Consider the following 17,796-nt stretch of genomic DNA (forward strand, 5'->3'; position numbering starts at 1 on the left):
AAGGTTATGTATATGATGGAGAAGATAGCTTTCACTTTACCTTGAAGCTGGAAGGAAATGCATATGCAAATGAAAGCTATACGATCAAGGATAGCGATACTGGCGAAGAAGTAAAAGAAGCAAGGACCGATGAAAATGGCAGATTTACCTTAAAAGGCGGACAGAGTGCTGTCTTTAAGGAAGTCAAGGCAGATGTGGACTATGAGGTCGTTGAGGAAAACGCAGAAGCTTGGCGAGTATTGGGTGATGTAAAACAAAGCGGAGCGACACAGGCACCGGTAACAGCAGTACAATATACGAATGCGATCGCTTCCTTTGGGGTCAATAAGACATTGAGCGATAAGAGCACATCAGAAGAAACGTTTACGTTCTTGTTGATGGATCATATGAAGAAGGCATGGAGCAATGCAAAGTATGTACTGTATGATAGTGTAAGTGGGAAACGTGTAGATGATGTAACCTATGCAACAGATGAGAATGGACATTTCACCTTGAAAGCGAATGAGACCGCCATGTTCTTAGGCATAGCACCCGGGACCCTGTATGATGTACAGGAAATAGTAAAACCGGGCTATATCCAAAAGACACCGGTAAGCAATGAAGGCTATGAGAACAAGGTCGTAGGCGATAATGTAGAGATATTGCCGTTCGTCAATGAAAAGATGAAGGAAGAAGGAATCTTATCAGTAACGAAGCTGATCGAGAATAAGACGGATGAGATACCCATGGATGATATCAAGTTTACTTTTGTATTGAGCAGAAAGAATGGGGACGTTTATGAAGCTGTCAAGAATGCGAACTATGTCATAGCACTCGGTGATTCCGAAAGCACCTATAAGACGAATGAAGCAGGTGAATTTCAGATAAAAGGAAATCAGACCGCACTATTCCGAGAGCTGAAACAAAAAGAAACGTATAAGGTAGAAGAGAAACAGACGAATGTGGAATATACCATCAAGACAGAGGCCCAGGAAGAAGTATTAGAAAAGAACATCCAATTCGTATATACGAATGAGTATACACCGAAAGCGATCGATCTATATCTGAAGAAGGCAAATCGCGAAAAGGAAGGAATAGCAGGAGCGAAGTTTACGTTGTATAGGGATAAAGAACTGACGAATGCGATCGCAAGCTATGAGAGCGAAACAGAAGAGAAGTGCATGCTTGAAAATGTGCGGGCAGGAACCTACTATCTGAAAGAGACACAATCACCAAAAGGCTATCGACTCTTGGAAGGGGTCATCAAGATCGAGATCACAAGAGAAGAAGGAACAGGGAAGCTGATGGTGAAGATAAATGAGAAGGAGTATGGCCAAAGCGAAGGGAATGAGCAGATCCAGATCGAGACGAAGAAGGTAGGAGAGAATGACGAGCTGCATATGGTAGTATACAATGATAAGAATTTTTGGATACCGATCACCGGAGGAACAGGAATCTATGTACTGATAGGGATCGCGATGATAGGATGTATAGGAGCTCTTGTGGCATTGCGAAAGAAAGTGAAGATGGAGCATTGTTCAGAAAGTATAAAGAGGGCATGAAAGCATGATGAAGATGTATGTGATCGAGACATCAAAGATGCAGGAGATATGCCAACAAAAGACAGGGATAGCAGAGCAGCAACTATGCTTAAAGTTATTCTCTGAGGTACATGGTCAGATCCAAATGAAAGAACACGATTTCCAAAGCATATGGAAGATCATAACGCAAGATCATCCAAGAAGATATATAAGTAAAAAGGTACATGATCAGAAGAAACAGGGTTATTATTTATGTATAGAGGATACGAAGACCTTGATCGAATTGCGTAAGCGATTAACAAAGATCGAAATGGAAGAGGTATTAGAAAAGCTACGAAAAGAAGATCGTCATGTTTATCGTAATGATTATCTATATTATTTGGATGCGATGAAACGAGCAATGCTAGAAGGTATACAAGCTGCAATAAAAGAAGATTATGGTCTTGTCTTTTATTATGATTAAGGCGATAAGGATGTACGTGTAAAATGTTGTAATATGAAAGAAACCCCATGCGGTTTTTTTCATGTGTCCTCTAGTAAAAACGAAAGAATCTTAAATATTTCTCCTATATCATAATATTTTACCATTTATAAAAAATATAATGAAAATGGAAAGGAATAGAATATGGAAATACTTTAACAAAGGCTATAAAAGGTTTAGAACCAATCAAAACTGATACGAGTGCTTTAAGAACATTAATTGCGGCAGTAGAACAGCTTGCAGAAACAGACTATACAGCAAACAGCTATAAAGTGGTTGCTGAAAAATTACAAGAAGCAAAAGCAGTACTAGAAAAAACAAACCCAAGTACTGAAGAAGTGAAAAAGGCAGAGCTTGCATTACAAAATGCCCAGAAAGCGTTAGTTGTAAGAGCTAGCAAGGAAAGTGTAGATGTATTAAAGCGACTTGTTGAAGATGGTAAGAAAATGAAAGATGCTTATACTGAGGAAGCCTTTAAGGATGTGCAGACAGCGTTAGATTTGGCACAAGGTTTATTGACAGATCCATCAAATATGGCGGAAGTAACTACAAAAGAAGTCGTGCTATCCTTATCTACAGCTATCGATGCATTGCATAAGCTTACCCTTCAAGAAGCGAAAGAACAGCTTGCCGAAATGATTACGTATGCAGATACACTGTTAAAAGCAAATACTATTGAACAAATGACTGCAGAAAGCGTACAGGCATTACAAACGGCACTGAAACAGGCGAAGGAAGTAATAGCAAACGAAAAAGCATCACTTGAACAAATTAAGACGACACATACAATTCTTGTGAATGCAGTAAAAGGATTAAAACCACAAGAGTCAGTGACGCCTGATACAACGGCACTACAAACACTTATTAAAGAAGTGAAAAAGGTAACAGCTGATCTTTATACGGTGCAAAGCTATGAAGCACTAAGCAAGAAATTGCAAGATGCAAAAGCGATATTGGAAAAAACAAATCCAAGTGCAGATGAAGTAAGCAAAGCAGAACTTGAATTACAAAGTGCCCCAAATGCATTCGTCGTTAGAGCAAGCAAGGAAAGTGTAAAGATATTAAAAACACTTGTTGAAGAAGATTAGAAGTTAAAAGATTCTTATATAAAAGATGAGTTCAAAGACGTGCAAACGGCTTTAACATTGGCAGAAAGTTTATTAAAAGATCCATCTAATATGAGTGATAAGGAAACCAAAGAAGTTGTGTTATCTTTATCTACAACCATTCAAGCGTTAAAGGATTTGACACTTCAAGAGGCAAAGAAGCAGCTGCTGGAAATGATACAATATGCAGATGTATTGTTAACGGGTGAAGATATTAAGCAAATGACACCTAAGAGTGTTAAGGCGCTACAAACTACTTTGAAACAGGCAAAGAAAGTTTATAAGGACGAAAAAGCAACGCTTGAAGATATAAAAGCAATGCATAACACCTTGGTTACGGCAATGAAAAAGCTAGAAGTAAGGCTGGATACGACAGAATTAGATCATGAAATAAGCATTGACGAAGATATGCTTAACCATATTGATCGATATGAACCTTCTTCGGTTGCAAAACTTAAAGATGCTTTACAACAGGCAAAAGATGTGAAAAAAACTGCTAAGAATTAGCAGGAACTGGATGAAGCATTATGATTGCTAAAAGAAGAAAGACAAAAAGCTATACGATTAAAAGACAAAGATACAAATGTAAGTGATATAGACAAAACTGAGTCAAAGGATACAGTCGATGTTCCTACAGGTGATATCAGTGCAACAGGTGTATTTGCAGACTTGCTGATCATTGCTGGTGGAGCTATTATTACCTTATTGAAAAGAAAAAAGCGCGTATAGTTGTATGCGATAAGAAAAGCCAGCGGGCATTCTGATAAGAGTGCCTCTGGCTTTTTCATTCTATTCGTTATGGATGGTTAATTAGTTTTCTTTTTGACGTACGACTTCAAAGGCAAAAATGGCAGTAGAGGCCGCTGCCGTCATGGCATTGCGAAAATCACTGCGATAAGGTATATAAAGATTTTGATCACTGTGAGCCATAACAACTTTACTTAAGCCACGCATTTCGCCTCCGATAGCAAGACAGATGCGTTCGGGAAAGGTGTAGGAATAAAGCGAGATTGCATCTTTGCGCTGCGCACAAAGAAGCATGATATCTTTTTGATGAAGATAGGTTAAGGTATCTTCCATATCATCTGCGATAATGATATTAATATATTCACTTGCTCCGGCACTTGCTCTGGTAACGACATCGGCTGCCGTTGTCCAATTACGCAAAGGTACAAGAACACCATCACAGCCTGCGGCATATAAGGTTCGTAAAACATAGCCAAAATTAAAGGGATCTTCTACGCCTTCTACCAATGCCAGAAATACCTGCTTTTTATTAACAAGCTCTTCTAAATTTTGATACTTGCGTTGCCCACAATAGGCGATAATACCTCCATGCGTCTTTCCTGTAGCAAGAGCATCAATTTCTTCTCGTTTCATATAGGTGATATCTACTTGAGCTTCTTTTGCTTTATGCAAAATAAAAGCAGTATCCTTATCCTTCTTTTTGGCATCTACCAAAATCTTATGAACCTTGCGTTTCTTACCTAATAAAACTGCTTTTACACTGATATTTCCTTCGACAATACAGGTTTCCATAAACTTCCTCATTTCTTTTAACCATTATAATATAATTCTTTCAAATTACAAGGACTTTTCTTTTCTTCATGCGTCAAAAATGGTACACTAATACCAGTATGAACAGGAGGATGACTATGAAAGCAGCACTTGTGACGATGAATGTAAAAGCAGGACAATGCGCTGAAAATGTGCAATATATGAAACAGCAGATCAAGCGAGCAAAGGAAGATGGAGCTGATTTGATTGTATTTCCTCAAAATGCTGTCAGCGGTTATTTGTTAGGCGATGTCTGGTTAGATGAGGATTTTTGTCGGTATGCGGACAGTTTTAACGATGAATTGATTCGTGAAAGTGAGGATATTGCGATTGTTTGGGGGAATATCCGTTATCGTAATCGTCGACGATTTAATGCGGCTTTTTTTGCTTATCAGAAAAAGACGCATATGCGCGTGAAACAAAATGAGCTTTTGCCTTATATACAGGATGCCTTATATTTTGAAGAAAATCCGATAAATAGTGCGATAGAATATAAAGAGGATATGGTATTTGCGCTGAATTTTGGTGATGAGATTCAACTTGCGGATATGAATATCAATCTGGATGCGCGCCCTTATGATATGCAGAAGGCATATCATCCCCATGGAAATGTCATTTATGTCAATGCCTGTGGGATGCAAAATATGGATCACAGCGTCATGCTGATGGAAGGTGGAAGCTGTGTGCTTCGGAATGGAAAATGTCTTTATCAAGCGCCTTATTTTCAAGAAGATTATGCCTTGGTTGATCTTGCATCGCAGAAAGAAGATAAAGCAAAACCACGCTCTTTGTTAGCGGCATTAACCATGGGTATTCAACAATTTGATGCACAGGTTTTTGCAGGAAAGCTTCCTTGGATCGTTGGAATGAGCGGTGGTTTGGATTCCAGTGTCACAGCAGCATTGCTTGTTTATGCTTTAGGCAAACAACGTGTTTATGGTTATAATCTGGCTACCCGCCATAATCGCGATATTACGAAATCAAATGCCCGACAAGAAGCACAAGCTTTAGGGATTGCTTATCGCGAAGGGGCTATAGAAGCACTTGTTGAAGCGACAGAAACAACTTTACTGCAGGAATATGGTTACGATGTGAAACAATATCCTATCTTGGTAAAAGAAAATTTGCAGGCCAGAGCAAGAGGTTATTTATTAAATAGCTTTGCCGGTATGTTGGGAGGCGTTGTTGTGAATAATGCCAATAAGGTAGAAGTAGCGTTAGGATATTGTACTTTATATGGTGATAGCATCGGTGCATTATCTTTGATTGGAGATCTTACCAAGGTACAGTTGTTTGCCTTATCAAAAGAATTAAATGACGTATTCGCGAAAGAAGTTGTGCCACATGCGCTATTACCTGATGTGCAAGGAGATGCTATCACTTGGGAAATGCCTCCTAGTGCAGAATTAAAGGAAGATCAATTAGATCCTATGAAATGGTTCTATCATGATTATCTGGTGGAACATTTAGGAAAAGATATGAGTGTATCACAATACTTAAAACGCTATGAGGATAGGACGCTGGATGAGGAAGTTTGGCGATGGATCTGTTATTATGGACTAGACGATCCGAAAGCGTTTATTGAAGATTTAGAATGGTTTTTAACAACGAAAGAGCGCAATGCTTTTAAAGGATTGCAATTGCCTCCGGCTATTTGTGTCCATCATGATAATTTTACCAATCGTAAGCTGTCACAAATGCATAAAGATCAAAACTTGCTTGCTGCATTTAAACAGAAATATGGCGGCTAATCTTTCAAAAATTTAAGATTTCTTCACAAAGTTCTATGCTAAAATAAAAGGGATGGAGGGACTGTATGAAAATTAAAATAACACAAGAAATGCGTAAAAAGATGTGGATGGCCATTATTGTCATTGCGGCAGGTATTACCATTTTTTTCGCTTTCGATAAGTTTTCACTTTTATGGAACGGCATAAAAAGTATTTGTTCTTTAACAACACCTTTTATTCTGGGATTTGCAATTGCTTTTTTGTTAAATAAACCGATGGAATTTATAGAGCATAAGTTATTAGGAAAATTACCTCTGAAAAAAGAGCATCGGCGCAATATTGCGGCAATCCTGGCTGTCTTATTAGGTATTATCATTGTTGGGGCTTTCTTGGCAATGCTGATTCCGCAATTGATGGAGAGTATCTTATCTTTAGTAAAGGCTTTTCCTGGCTATATGGAAGATACACAGGATTTTATTAATGAATTTATTGAAGAAAATGGAATTGCGGCAGAGGAAATCACAAAGATGCTGTCACAAAATAATCTGCTGACCAGAATGACCGAGTTTGTCACGGATGCAGTACCGAAAATGTTAAAGTATACATATCAATTTGGTTCGACCTTATTGGACATCGTGTTAGGCATTATGTCTGGTTTGTATATGCTGATTGATAAGGAACGTTTAATGGGATATGCAAAACGTATTAATTATGCCTTATTCCCCATAGAAATAGCGGAATATTTGCATCGTATGACACTTGCCAGCGGGGATATTTTTAATAACTTCATCGTAGGAAAGGCAATTGATTCTTTGATTATCGGCATCTTGTGTTATATCGGTTCATTGATCTTTCAGTTCCCATACGCTTTATTATTGTCTGTATTCGTTGGTGTTACAAATATGATACCGGTATTCGGTCCATTCATTGGAGCTGTGCCGGGCATCGTGATCCTTTTTATCATTCATCCGATCACAGCTTTATATTTCGCTTTATTCATCTTCGTATTACAACAATTTGATGGCAATATTTTAGGACCTTTGATCTTAGGTGATAAACTTGGTTTACCAAGTATTGGAATCTTATTCTCGGTATGTGTAGGGGGAGGTTTATTTGGAATCATCGGTATGTTTATCGGAGTTCCTTGCTTTGCTGTTATCTATGCTGCCGTTCGCGAATTTGTGAATTATCGTTTAAAACAAAAAAAACTGTCTTTGGAACAACTAAGCTTTCAGGCCCAAAAGGAGGCTAAACAAAAAGAAGAGGAATTTGAAGAAATTATTCGTGATGATGAATAAAGAATACTTAAAAAGAACAGTCGCATAATGATCAAATAGATCTTGTCGGCTGTTCTTCTCTTTTGGCTTGTTGTGATGAAGTAGGTAAATCCTCATGGAATAATACGCCTTTATATTTAGGTAAAGAAAAGCGTTCTGCGAATAAATCACATTTACATAGTAACAAGTAATAGACAGGCAATCCATTGCCACATAAGGTTTCAAAATTAGCTTGTCCTTTAGCAAGGATGATATCTGCATCTTGAATGGCCTGAAAGGCTTGCTGACTGATATGATGAATATCCGTACCTGCCATGGCGATACCATTATCAATCACATGACAGATACTTTGTAGATGGACATCCTGCGCATCTCTCATCGTGGCATCGTTAAGGACTTCACCTCCGCGAACCATCGCGGTAATGCTTAGGTGAGGATAGTGAAATTGCAATTGTTCGATGAGTAATTTATCAAGCAGAATCTCACCACAATTATCACAAATATATAAAAGGCGCTGTGCTTTTGCTAAATCTTGTTTTAGTGCGGTATATTTCTGGGTATCCAGCAAATCTTCATCGGCCTTTGCTAATAGAGCTAAAAAGAAATTCGCATCAACTTCATCCAAAGCACCAAAGTCAATATAATTGCCAACTCTTGCCAATTGGATGGCATATGCAAGTGCATCTTCTTTGCACTGTATCTGTTTGCGGATATCCGCTTCCTTCGCACACATCATATCATTGTAATGCTTTTTGATGGCGGCATAGGGCAATACAGCATGTGGAAAGGTTTTAGCATATAAAGCATCAATTTGATTAGACAGCCAGGGCATGGTTTCTTCATCCTTGCTGTTTCCTAAGATATGCAAAACTTCTTTCATATAAGAAAGCTTCTTTTTTTCATCGCTTTCTTTTCGTATTTTTTCATCCTGTTTTTTAATTAAACAAGCAATACAGCGGGCATTCATTTCCATGCTCATCAACTCCTTTATAATTGTTTTGTAAATGTATATCCCTTTTTCTTATAGCCTTTTTGTTCATAAAAGGCATGTGCTTGCTGTCTGCATAAACCACTGCTGATGGCGATATCACTAGCCGCATGTGCTTTGGCACACGTTTGCGCATAGGCTAAAAGGCTACTTCCGATACCGGTATGCTGCTTGTCCTCGCGTACAGCCAGGGCAATTAATCTTGCGTATTGTCCTTTGGTTACATATGCATAAAGATATGCCAATCCTGCAAAGCCAAACACTTCACCATCTTTTTCAAAGACGATACTTTGATACTGATCGTTTTTTTCCATGGCTTTCAACTGGAACAAGACATCTTCTTCATTCATTGACCCATAACCCAATTCCTTCTGAATAAGCTGCGTAATGGCTTTTAGATCATTGGAAATATTAATAAAACGACATGGCATATGCATACCTCCTTAGTTCTATTATAAAGCTTTTAGAAAAAATAACCAAGGTTTGCTTTCCTTTGCTGCTTCAAATTGTATGAGACAGCAACAGTGCGTGTTATCGTTTTTTTGTAAGCTTCGCATGACGCTTAACCCAAATAAAAAAGGACGTAATGTCCTTTCTTAAGACGCTGGATTTAAGGCAGCAATACCACTTTCAAATAATTCATCACTCAATGTGAAGTTACAGCGTTTGCATTCTTGGATGATGTTCATGATATGATCGCTAACACGTTCGATATCCGTCATGATTTCAGAATAGATGACACAATCTTTCGCATTGATTTTCTCTTCATATAAACGTTCGATTTGTTTTTGACGATAATTTGCGGTTAACTCATCAATACGATCTTCAATACGTTCAATCTTTTCGTAACAATCATTTTGTGAATCTAAACGATAGGTAAACAAAAGAGCAAAGCTTTTTTCTAACAGTTCTTCAAGTTGTTTTATTTCATCCTTGATCCATTCACTGCTGCTTAGTTTATATTCGCTGCCATCTATGGCATATTGAATGATATTAATGGCATGATCGCCGATACGTTCAATGTCAGCAAAGCATTTATATAAAGCATTACAGGTGGTAGAATCGCTTTCGTTCATTTTTAAGGAACTGACCTTTGACATGTAGTTGGTGATTTCATAATTAATGAAATCTATGCGTTTTTCTCGTTTGTTGATTTTATCAAGTTTAAATGGTTCTCCATATAAAGCCTGCATACTTTCCTGCAAATTGGTTTCTGTCAGCTTTAACATGGCTAAGGCTTCTTTACGTAAGGAAGAAATCGCGATAGGGACACTACCGATGTTGTCTTCATCGATAAAAGTCAATGGAATGTTGTAGCCGGCATCTTCTATTTCCTCTGGTTTTATCGGCAGAATGAGTTGAGCCAGTTTTGCGAGCTTATTACCAAATGGCAACAATAATAAGGTGGTAACAATATTAAATGCGGTATGCGTATTGGCTATTTGAGCAGCTGGATTGGTAGTAATGGTTTCCATCCAACTTACAAACGGCACAAGATGAACAAAGATCAAAAAGACGATTGTTCCGATGATATTAAAGGATAAATGAATGATTGTGGTACGTTTGGCATTGCGGTTTGCGCCAAGAGATGCCAATACAGCGGTAATACAGGTACCGATATTTTGTCCAAAGATAATATAAATTGCTGAGCTTAAAGGTATCAGTCCACTGATTGCCAATGCTTGTAGGATACCAACTGATGCGCTGGAGCTTTGGATCAAGGCAGTAAAACCGGCACCTAACAGAATTGCTAAGACAGGATTGGAAATCGTTGTCATGGCATGAATGAACGCTTCGGATTGTTGTAAAGGAACCATTGCATTTTTCATCATATCCATACCGATAAAAAGAATCCCAAGTCCTGCCAGTATTTCCCCAAAAGCATTGACCTTTTTGTTTTTCATAAACGTAACCATCACAACACCGAGTATTGCCACCAAAGGGGCAATCTTACTGGCGTCTAAAGCAATTAATTGTCCGGTAATCGTCGTACCGATGTTGGCACCCATAATAATCCAGACAGCCTGATTTAATGTCATTAACTGTGAGTTCACAAAGCCGACAACCATAACTGTAGTTGCAGAAGAACTTTGAATGATGGCTGTAATGACAGCGCCAACGATAACGCCTAAGAAAGGGTTACTGGTGAGCTTTTCAAGTATTGCTTTCATGCGATCACCGGCAGCTTGTTCTAAACCGGCACTCATCATATGCATTCCATAAAGGAATAAAGCTAAACCGCCTAATAAGGCGAGTAAATTGTTAAAAGTCATGGAATTTTAACCTCCTGTTTACATCCAGTAAAAGTATAATGGACTTTTTAAGTTCCTACAATATAAGTATTGTTAAGAGTCTGTTAATTTTTCACAGGAAAATAAAAAAAAGCAAGAGAAGGTTTGTTTGCTGGTTGTTTAACAGGATGATAATCATATGATGATTAAAAAAATCAGCTATTGGTGAATTTTTGAATGATATTTGTAATCTAAAGCATATAAAAAAAGTAAATGGCTTCCTATTTTATCGATAAGATGGAAAATGTGCAAATTTTATAAGGAACAGCTTGTTCGGCAGTCAATTTGGATATCTTTTTTATGCATTTTTACTTATGAATCGCTTTTATTGTGTTCTTATTCGAATATTGCTCCATTTCCTTTTTTTATTCTATATCTGAAATGAAAAAAAGGTTGTTTTTTCATAATGAATTCTTATCAGCATTTTTCCCAAAAAAATAAAAATCGCTACAAATCGACTTTATTTATCTGCTCAGAATAATTAAAGTTAAAGCGGTCTTTGCCTTTCAACAAAGGGGGATTTATAGGATGGTCATAAAAACAAAGAAGATATTAATCAAAAAAGTTACCGATATTTTACATGATATTGGTATGCCTGCTCATATCAAGGGCTTTTATTATGTAAGAGATGCCATTATTCTAGTGTATCAAGATATCACAAGATTAAACCATATCATCAATGATGTATACGCACTCGTCGCAAAGCGTCATCATACATCGATTCAAAGTGTGGAGCGTACGATTCGTGTTGCCATTGAAATCACATGGTTGCGCGGTGATATGGATGAGATTATGTGCATCTTTCATAATACGGTTGACGGCCGTAAAGCACGTCCAACAAACAAGGAGTTCATAGCTCTTATCGTGGACTACTTGAACATCGAGCATATGTAGAACAACGAGGCAAAGACCAATAGCAGTATATCGAAATGGTGTACTGCTTTTTTTCGTAATTGTTTTCGGCATTACACCTTAGAATGGAAACGATTGTTCTGCACGTAATTTACATGAATTGCTAGAAGGAGTATGAATTTATTATAAATAATTTCTGATGTTTTACAAGGTTTTTGGAAAGGATCCTGATTTATGATAGTAGACTTCAAAGTTTCTTTCAATCTATGAAAGTTTGCGAATGAAAAGGAAAAAGAAAAGGAAACCCAGATAGACGTCGTCCTTCTGACTTTCCTTAACATTCTTTCAATTCTGAGGAAATGTTCTACATTGCCATGAACATATCGTCGTAAGTAGGGAATGGATAATGTTCACGGGATATTGATTCTTCAATATTGTCAATGACCGTTCGTAAAGCATCCATGGCAGGTAATACGACAGTATCCAGATATTTTGCTTTTGCACGGTTTTCCGGATGCTGTTCGCGATTTTCCATTTTTTCCTTTAATTCGTGATAATGTTCATCAAAATCATGCAATAATTGTAACAGGTGTTTGATCTTTCGCTGATAATAAGCATTTTCTATTCCTAGTGAATTCTGGGCATCACTATAAAATTTGATTTCTTTTACTAAAGCCGGCAGAATTTCTTTTTTAGAAATATTCAACAAGGTCAATACTTCTGCTTTCACTGATTTGCGGTATTCTTCTGTTAAAATATCGACACGGGCTTGTAATTCCAATTCATTATATACTTTGTTTCTTTCAAACATAGCAATGGCTTTCTCATCAATCAATGCTTGAATGGAATCAATATAATGTGCAATGTTTGGCAATCCTCGTTTATCAGCTTCTTTCAGCCATTCTTCGCTGTAACCATCTCCGCTAAATAAGATACGGTGATGCTTTTGTAAAATGTTGCGGCAGATGGTTAAGGATTTCTTGCGGATATCATCAATATATTTATAATTTTGCAATTCATCGGCTATCCGACTTAAAGAATCTGCGACAATGGTATTGAGAATGATGTTTGTCGTGGATGCGCTGCGGCTGCTGCCAACCATGCGGAATTCAAATTTATTGCCGGTGAAGGCAAATGGTGAAGTACGGTTACGATCACTGGTATCCTTTGGCACATAGGATAAATTGGCAATTGCATAAGGTTGTGTTTCTACTTCGTTCTTTAATTCATGTTCACCCTTGCGCAGCTTTTCTAAGATGATTTCTAATTCATCTCCCATACAGATGGATATAACTGCCGGAGGGGCTTCATCGGCACCTAAGCGATAATCATTGCCGTAGCAGCTAGCTGCCATACGTAATAATTCCGGATACGTATCAACAGCTTCAATAATGGCGCATACAAAGAGCAAAAAGCGAATATTTTCATGTGGGCGATCGCCGGGTTCTAACAGGTTTTGTCCATCATCAGTGACCAAAGACCAGTTATTGTGCTTACCGCTGCCATTCACACCTTGAAATGGTTTTTCATGCAACAGGCAGGCAAAGCCATGGCGATCAGCCTGTTTCTTTAAGACATCCATGATAATCAGATTCTGATCAATGGCGACATTGACATCAATAAATAAAGGGGCAATTTCAAATTGACATGGAGCTACTTCATTGTGCTCGGTTTTTGCATAGATTCCCAGTTTCCATAACTCTTTATCTACATCACTCATGAACGCCTGTACGCGCTCAGGAATCGAGCCAAAATAATGACCGCGGATATCCATACTTTTGGGCGGCATGGAGCCAAACAAGGTGCGTCCGGTATGCATAAGATCCATACGCTTTTGATATTGCTGTTTATCAATCAAAAAGTATTCCTGTTCTAAGCCAACCATGGCATTGACCCGTTTAATATCTTTATCTTTAAACAGATTAACGATGCGGGTAGCCTGTTTACTGATGGCTTCCGCACTCTTTAATAAGGGAGCTTTTTTATCTAAGGTTTCCCCATTATAAGATACAAAGATCGTCGGAATGCACAATACGTTATCTCTGATAAACGCAGGAGAGGTGCAGTCCCAATAGGTATAGCCGCGTGCCTCAAAGGTTGCCCGCAAGCCACCGCTTGGAAAACTAGAAGCATCACCTTCCCCTTTAATCAACGATTTTCCTGAGAAACGTGAAATGGGTTGATTATGATCTCCTGGTTCAATAAAGGAATCGTGTTTTTCTGCTGTTGAACCAGTCAAAGGCTGAAACCAATGTGTAAAATGGGTACAGCCTTTTTCCATGGCCCAGGTTTTCATCGCATGGGCAATCGCATCGGCTGTATTGCGATCTAAAGCATCTTCTTTGCGGGTAGCTGTTTTCCATTTTGTATAGATGGGATGAGGCAGACATTCCTTCATCACGCTTTCACTAAATAAATTGATACCGAAATCATCAAAAGGGTGTTTTTCTGTCATAGTTTGATCCTCCTATGTATTGATTTTACTTTATTTTTTTAAATATGTATAGTAGATTCAAAAAAATTAAGAAAATTCTCATTAATTTTCTAAAATAATGGTTCCTATTCAAAAAATAATCGCTGATTATATGAAAAAAATAAGATAAAAGGGGATATTAAGAAGATTTTCTAAAATAAACTGTATAGCCTTTTTTTTAAGTATCGCGAAATGCTATAGAAATGCTAGAAATATCGTTGCAGAGGAAGGAAGAAATATAACAAATAGTTAAAAAATTTCATAAAAAAGATGAAAAATCAAAAAAAACAGAGTACAATAAGAATAGAAACTGATGATGCGAAACCAAAGGTATAAGTGTGAAGGTGTTTTCATATACATGGTTGTATCCATCATCAAGAAAAGGAGGATCTACCAATGAACTTAAAAGGAACAAAGACGGAAAAAAACCTGAATGAAGCATTTGCCGGAGAATCCATGGCACGAAACAAATATACGTATTATGCTTCTAAGGCTAAGAAAGACGGCTATGTACAGATTGCCAATATTTTTGAACAGACGGCAAACAATGAAAAAGAACATGCGAAATTATGGTTTAAATTATTGCATGATGGTATGCCTGATACTGTGACGAATCTGAAAGATGCCGCTGCCGGTGAAAACTATGAGTGGACAGATATGTATGCTCGTATGGCAAAAGAAGCTCGTGAAGAAGGTTTCGATGATATCGCAGATACAATGGAAGGTGTTTTGGCAATTGAAAAAACACATGAACAACGTTATACGGCATTATTGAATAACATCGAAGATGGTACCGTTTTTGAAAAGAGTGAAGAAACGGTTTGGGAATGCTTAAACTGCGGTCATTTGCATACTGGTAAAACAGCACCAGAAGTATGCCCGGTTTGTAATCATCCACGCTCTTATTTTGAGGTACGTAACGAGAACTATTAGGAAATTTATCGAGGATATCCAGGCGGTATCCTCTTTTTTCTATCTGGTGTTTCCCTGTTTTTGGCAATATTTAGAAAAAACTCCTGTTATGAAACAGAGTGTGCTAAAATCATAGTAGCAATTTTTTTAAATATATATAAGGTAGTGTAGGATAAGGAACAGTACTTTCTATATGTTTAAGAGAAGTTTTTAAGCACATTTCCTTAAACCATAAACGATTTCTTATAAAAATTGTTTATGCAAGTGTTGTAAAAAATGTGGAAATGTGTAAAATGAATATGATACATCTTAAGCAAGAACATAAGAAATTCAAGCTAATTTCTAAGATAGATATTTAACGAAGGGAAAAGGTGTCAGAACAAGCTATGACGAACTTCATACATTCGCTGCTCAACTTTAAAAAAATGTCTCCTGCGCAAAAGATTGCCGCAAGTTTTTTATTGGTCATTCTTTGCGGGGCGTTATTGTTGACGTTGCCGATATCGACAAAAAATGGAAGCTTTTTTCATCCGCTGGATGCATTATTCACCGCAACCAGTGCAACTTGTGTTACAGGACTTTCCACGGTGACCGTTGCGGATACGTTTAATACATTTGGACAAATCGTTATTCTGCTTTTGATTCAGATCGGTGGTTTGGGATTGATGACCTTTATGGCTGTTTTCGTCTTGATTATTCGCAATCGTTTATCCATGAATGAAAAAATCGTCATGCGGGAAATGCTGAATCAGGATCATGTGGTCAATATGAAAAAATTCCTGCAAGATATTTTATATTATACCTTGTTTTTTGAATCTGTGGGGGCGATCTTGATTGCCTTTCGCATGATTCCACGTTTTGGTTTACTCGATGGCGGTTTTAAAGCCGTGTTTCTTTCTGTTTCGGCTTTCTGTAATGCCGGTTTTGACACCTTAGGATCAGTTAGTTTGCAACAGTATGTCCATGATCCGCTCATGTGTTTCACCATTATGGGACTTATCGTACTTGGCGGTATTGGTTTTGCCGTATGGTTTGATATCCGTGATAAGATCAAGCCTTTAGTAAAAAGACAAATTAGCTTTGAAAAGTTTAAACACTCTTTATCATTGCATACGAAAATTGTTATTTCGGTCAGTCTGACGCTGATCTTAGTGCCGGGATTGCTTATTTTACTGTTAGAATTTACTAATCCTCATACGCTTGGTGATTTCAATATCTTTGAAAAGACAATGACAGCGATGTTTGAATCCATCGCATTGCGTACAGCCGGTTTTACAACGATTCATTATGGTGGTTTACGACCTGCAACCGATCTTTTGATGATGGTCGTCATGTTCATTGGTGGTTCTCCCGGAGGTACCGCCGGTGGTATTAAAACGACGACGATTGCTGTTATCGTTATTTATATGTTAAGTGCCTTAAAGGGTCGTGAAAAGACGGTTGTCTTACGCAGAACGATTGGCAACAGTATTGTTATACGTGCGATGGGTATTTTCTTTATTAATCTGGTAACGCTGTTAACAGGTATCTTCTTATTAAATATTGTGGAAGGAAAACCTTTTATCTCACTCGCTTTTGAAGCGGTGAGCGCTATGGCGACCGTTGGTTCATCTTTAGGCATTACGGCTACTTTAGGAGTAGGTGGAAAACTGATCATCATTTTATTGATGTATGTGGGAAGAATTGGTATTTCGACACTGATCTTGTCACTTACCAGACCAAAACCTGGCCTTGATAAAAGTACAAAGGTTTCCTATCCTAATGGAAATATCATTGTTGGTTAAAAGGAGAAAAAAACTATGAAAAAATATACAGACAGACAATATGCCGTTTTAGGACTTGGTATTTTCGGCTCAACCGTTGCCAAAACATTAAGTCGTTATAATTGCGATGTTATCGCAGTAGACAGCGATATTAAATGTGTGAATCGTATGGCCGATATTGTCACACAGGCCATGCAGTGTGATATCACAGATATCGATCAGCTGCGAGCTGCCGGTATTCAGGATTGTGATGTGGCAATTGTCAGTATGGGGAATCATTTGGAAGAAAGTGTTATGGGAATCATCAATCTAAAAGAATTAGGTATTCCTTATATTGTTGCCAAGGCGAAAAATAAACGTTATATGCAAATATTTCTTGAATTGGGAGCTAATAAAGTGGTCCGTCCGGAAAAAGAAATGGGCGAACAGGTTGCGAAAAGTGTCTTAGGAAAAAATATCATTGATATTGTTGATTTAGACAGTGAATATAGTATTGTGGAAATACCGACACCGAAACAATGGGTAGGAAAATCATTGATTGAATTAGATCTGCGTCGTAAGTATGGTATTAACGTCGTAGGAATACGTGGCTATTTAGAAGAACATTTGAATGTATGTCCGGATGCCGAGTATCGCATAGAAGCACAGGATCATTTGGTTGTGATTTCTGATTGCAATACGTTAGATCGTTTTGATTTCTTAGATGAATTATAAAGTTTTATCAAGAACGTTATGGAAACCTAACATCGTCTCATGTGACGGTGTTTTTTTATATCCTTTTTCGCAATTAAAAAAGGCCTGATCAAAATACGATTGTCCTCGTGTTACTTGTTTACCTTTATCTCA

At 37.7% G+C, this 17,796-nt stretch carries 16 protein-coding genes; 11 read left to right on the top strand and 5 right to left on the bottom strand.

Features of this window, described 5'->3' with window-relative positions; translation table 11 throughout:
- The 5 genes from LI241_RS09940 to LI241_RS09960 form a co-directional block, all read left to right on the top strand.
- Nucleotides 1-1,541, top strand: a 1,541-nt coding sequence (locus LI241_RS09940; protein WP_226896749.1) for a collagen binding domain-containing protein, incomplete at its 5' end; no start/stop codon positions are given.
- A gap of 4 nt (nucleotides 1,542-1,545) precedes the next feature.
- The gene (locus tag LI241_RS09945; protein WP_008689256.1) at nucleotides 1,546-1,983 is read left to right on the top strand and encodes a hypothetical protein; all 438 of its coding nucleotides are present in this window, start codon (nucleotides 1,546-1,548) and stop codon (nucleotides 1,981-1,983) included.
- Between the two features lie 203 nt (nucleotides 1,984-2,186).
- Nucleotides 2,187-3,089, top strand: a complete 903-nt coding sequence (locus LI241_RS15990) for an FIVAR domain-containing protein (protein ID WP_226896758.1) — start codon at nucleotides 2,187-2,189, stop codon at nucleotides 3,087-3,089.
- A 39-nt stretch (nucleotides 3,090-3,128) separates the two neighbouring features.
- Nucleotides 3,129-3,614: an FIVAR domain-containing protein gene (locus tag LI241_RS09955; RefSeq protein WP_008689252.1), complete on the top strand. Its 486-nt coding sequence runs from the start codon at nucleotides 3,129-3,131 to the stop codon at nucleotides 3,612-3,614.
- Between the two features lie 24 nt (nucleotides 3,615-3,638).
- Nucleotides 3,639-3,836 (top strand): hypothetical protein, encoded by a 198-nt coding sequence (locus LI241_RS09960; RefSeq protein WP_017144609.1) that lies wholly within the window; start codon nucleotides 3,639-3,641, stop codon nucleotides 3,834-3,836.
- Nucleotides 3,837-3,917: 81 nt separating this feature from the next.
- On the opposite strand, the gene LI241_RS09965 is transcribed toward LI241_RS09960, so the two are convergent.
- Entirely contained in the window at nucleotides 3,918-4,646 is a 729-nt protein-coding gene (locus tag LI241_RS09965) for an RNA methyltransferase (RefSeq protein ID WP_008689251.1), read from the bottom strand.
- Nucleotides 4,647-4,762: 116 nt separating this feature from the next.
- Here LI241_RS09965 and nadE point away from each other — a divergent pair, with 116 nt between their 5' ends.
- Both nadE and LI241_RS09975 read left to right on the top strand, forming a co-directional pair.
- A complete protein-coding gene (nadE, locus tag LI241_RS09970; RefSeq protein ID WP_008689250.1) occupies nucleotides 4,763-6,415 on the top strand; it encodes an NAD(+) synthase in 1,653 nt (550 codons plus the stop codon).
- A gap of 65 nt (nucleotides 6,416-6,480) precedes the next feature.
- Nucleotides 6,481-7,692, top strand: coding sequence for an AI-2E family transporter (locus LI241_RS09975; RefSeq protein ID WP_008689249.1), 1,212 nt, complete (start codon nucleotides 6,481-6,483; stop codon nucleotides 7,690-7,692).
- Nucleotides 7,693-7,723: 31 nt separating this feature from the next.
- Here LI241_RS09975 and LI241_RS09980 read toward each other — a convergent pair whose 3' ends face one another.
- The 3 genes from LI241_RS09980 to LI241_RS09990 form a co-directional block, all read right to left on the bottom strand.
- On the bottom strand, nucleotides 7,724-8,644 hold the full coding sequence (locus tag LI241_RS09980; RefSeq protein ID WP_008689248.1) for a DUF89 domain-containing protein: 921 nt from the start codon (nucleotides 8,642-8,644) through the stop codon (nucleotides 7,724-7,726).
- A gap of 14 nt (nucleotides 8,645-8,658) precedes the next feature.
- Nucleotides 8,659-9,090 carry a GNAT family N-acetyltransferase gene (locus tag LI241_RS09985; RefSeq protein ID WP_008689247.1) on the bottom strand — a complete coding sequence of 144 codons (432 nt, stop codon included), beginning with the start codon at nucleotides 9,088-9,090 and terminating at the stop codon, nucleotides 8,659-8,661.
- Between the two features lie 165 nt (nucleotides 9,091-9,255).
- Nucleotides 9,256-10,932: a Na/Pi cotransporter family protein gene (locus tag LI241_RS09990; protein WP_008689246.1), complete on the bottom strand. Its 1,677-nt coding sequence runs from the start codon at nucleotides 10,930-10,932 to the stop codon at nucleotides 9,256-9,258.
- Nucleotides 10,933-11,478: 546 nt separating this feature from the next.
- Between LI241_RS09990 and LI241_RS09995 the strand changes: the two genes are divergently transcribed.
- Complete coding sequence (locus tag LI241_RS09995; protein ID WP_008689245.1) at nucleotides 11,479-11,844, top strand: sporulation initiation factor Spo0A C-terminal domain-containing protein; 366 nt, start codon at nucleotides 11,479-11,481, stop codon at nucleotides 11,842-11,844.
- Nucleotides 11,845-12,166: 322 nt separating this feature from the next.
- Here LI241_RS09995 and LI241_RS10000 read toward each other — a convergent pair whose 3' ends face one another.
- The gene (locus LI241_RS10000) at nucleotides 12,167-14,257 is read right to left on the bottom strand and encodes a glutamine synthetase III (RefSeq protein ID WP_008689244.1); all 2,091 of its coding nucleotides are present in this window, start codon (nucleotides 14,255-14,257) and stop codon (nucleotides 12,167-12,169) included.
- Between the two features lie 414 nt (nucleotides 14,258-14,671).
- On the opposite strand from LI241_RS10000, the gene rbr reads away from it, so the two are divergent.
- The 3 genes from rbr (at nucleotide 14,672) to LI241_RS10015 (ending at nucleotide 17,664) form a co-directional block, all read left to right on the top strand.
- Entirely contained in the window at nucleotides 14,672-15,208 is a 537-nt protein-coding gene (gene rbr / locus LI241_RS10005; RefSeq protein WP_008689243.1) for a rubrerythrin, read from the top strand.
- 365 nt (nucleotides 15,209-15,573) lie between these two features.
- A complete protein-coding gene (locus LI241_RS10010) occupies nucleotides 15,574-16,971 on the top strand; it encodes a TrkH family potassium uptake protein (RefSeq protein WP_008689240.1) in 1,398 nt (465 codons plus the stop codon).
- Between the two features lie 15 nt (nucleotides 16,972-16,986).
- On the top strand, nucleotides 16,987-17,664 hold the full coding sequence (locus LI241_RS10015) for a TrkA family potassium uptake protein (RefSeq protein ID WP_008689238.1): 678 nt from the start codon (nucleotides 16,987-16,989) through the stop codon (nucleotides 17,662-17,664).
- The last annotated feature ends 132 nt before the right edge of the window (nucleotides 17,665-17,796 follow it).

This window comes from Longicatena sp. 210702-DFI.1.196 (genome assembly GCF_020563125.1).
In the GTDB taxonomy this organism is placed as follows: Bacteria; Bacillota_I; Bacilli_A; order Erysipelotrichales; family Erysipelotrichaceae; genus Longicatena; species Longicatena caecimuris.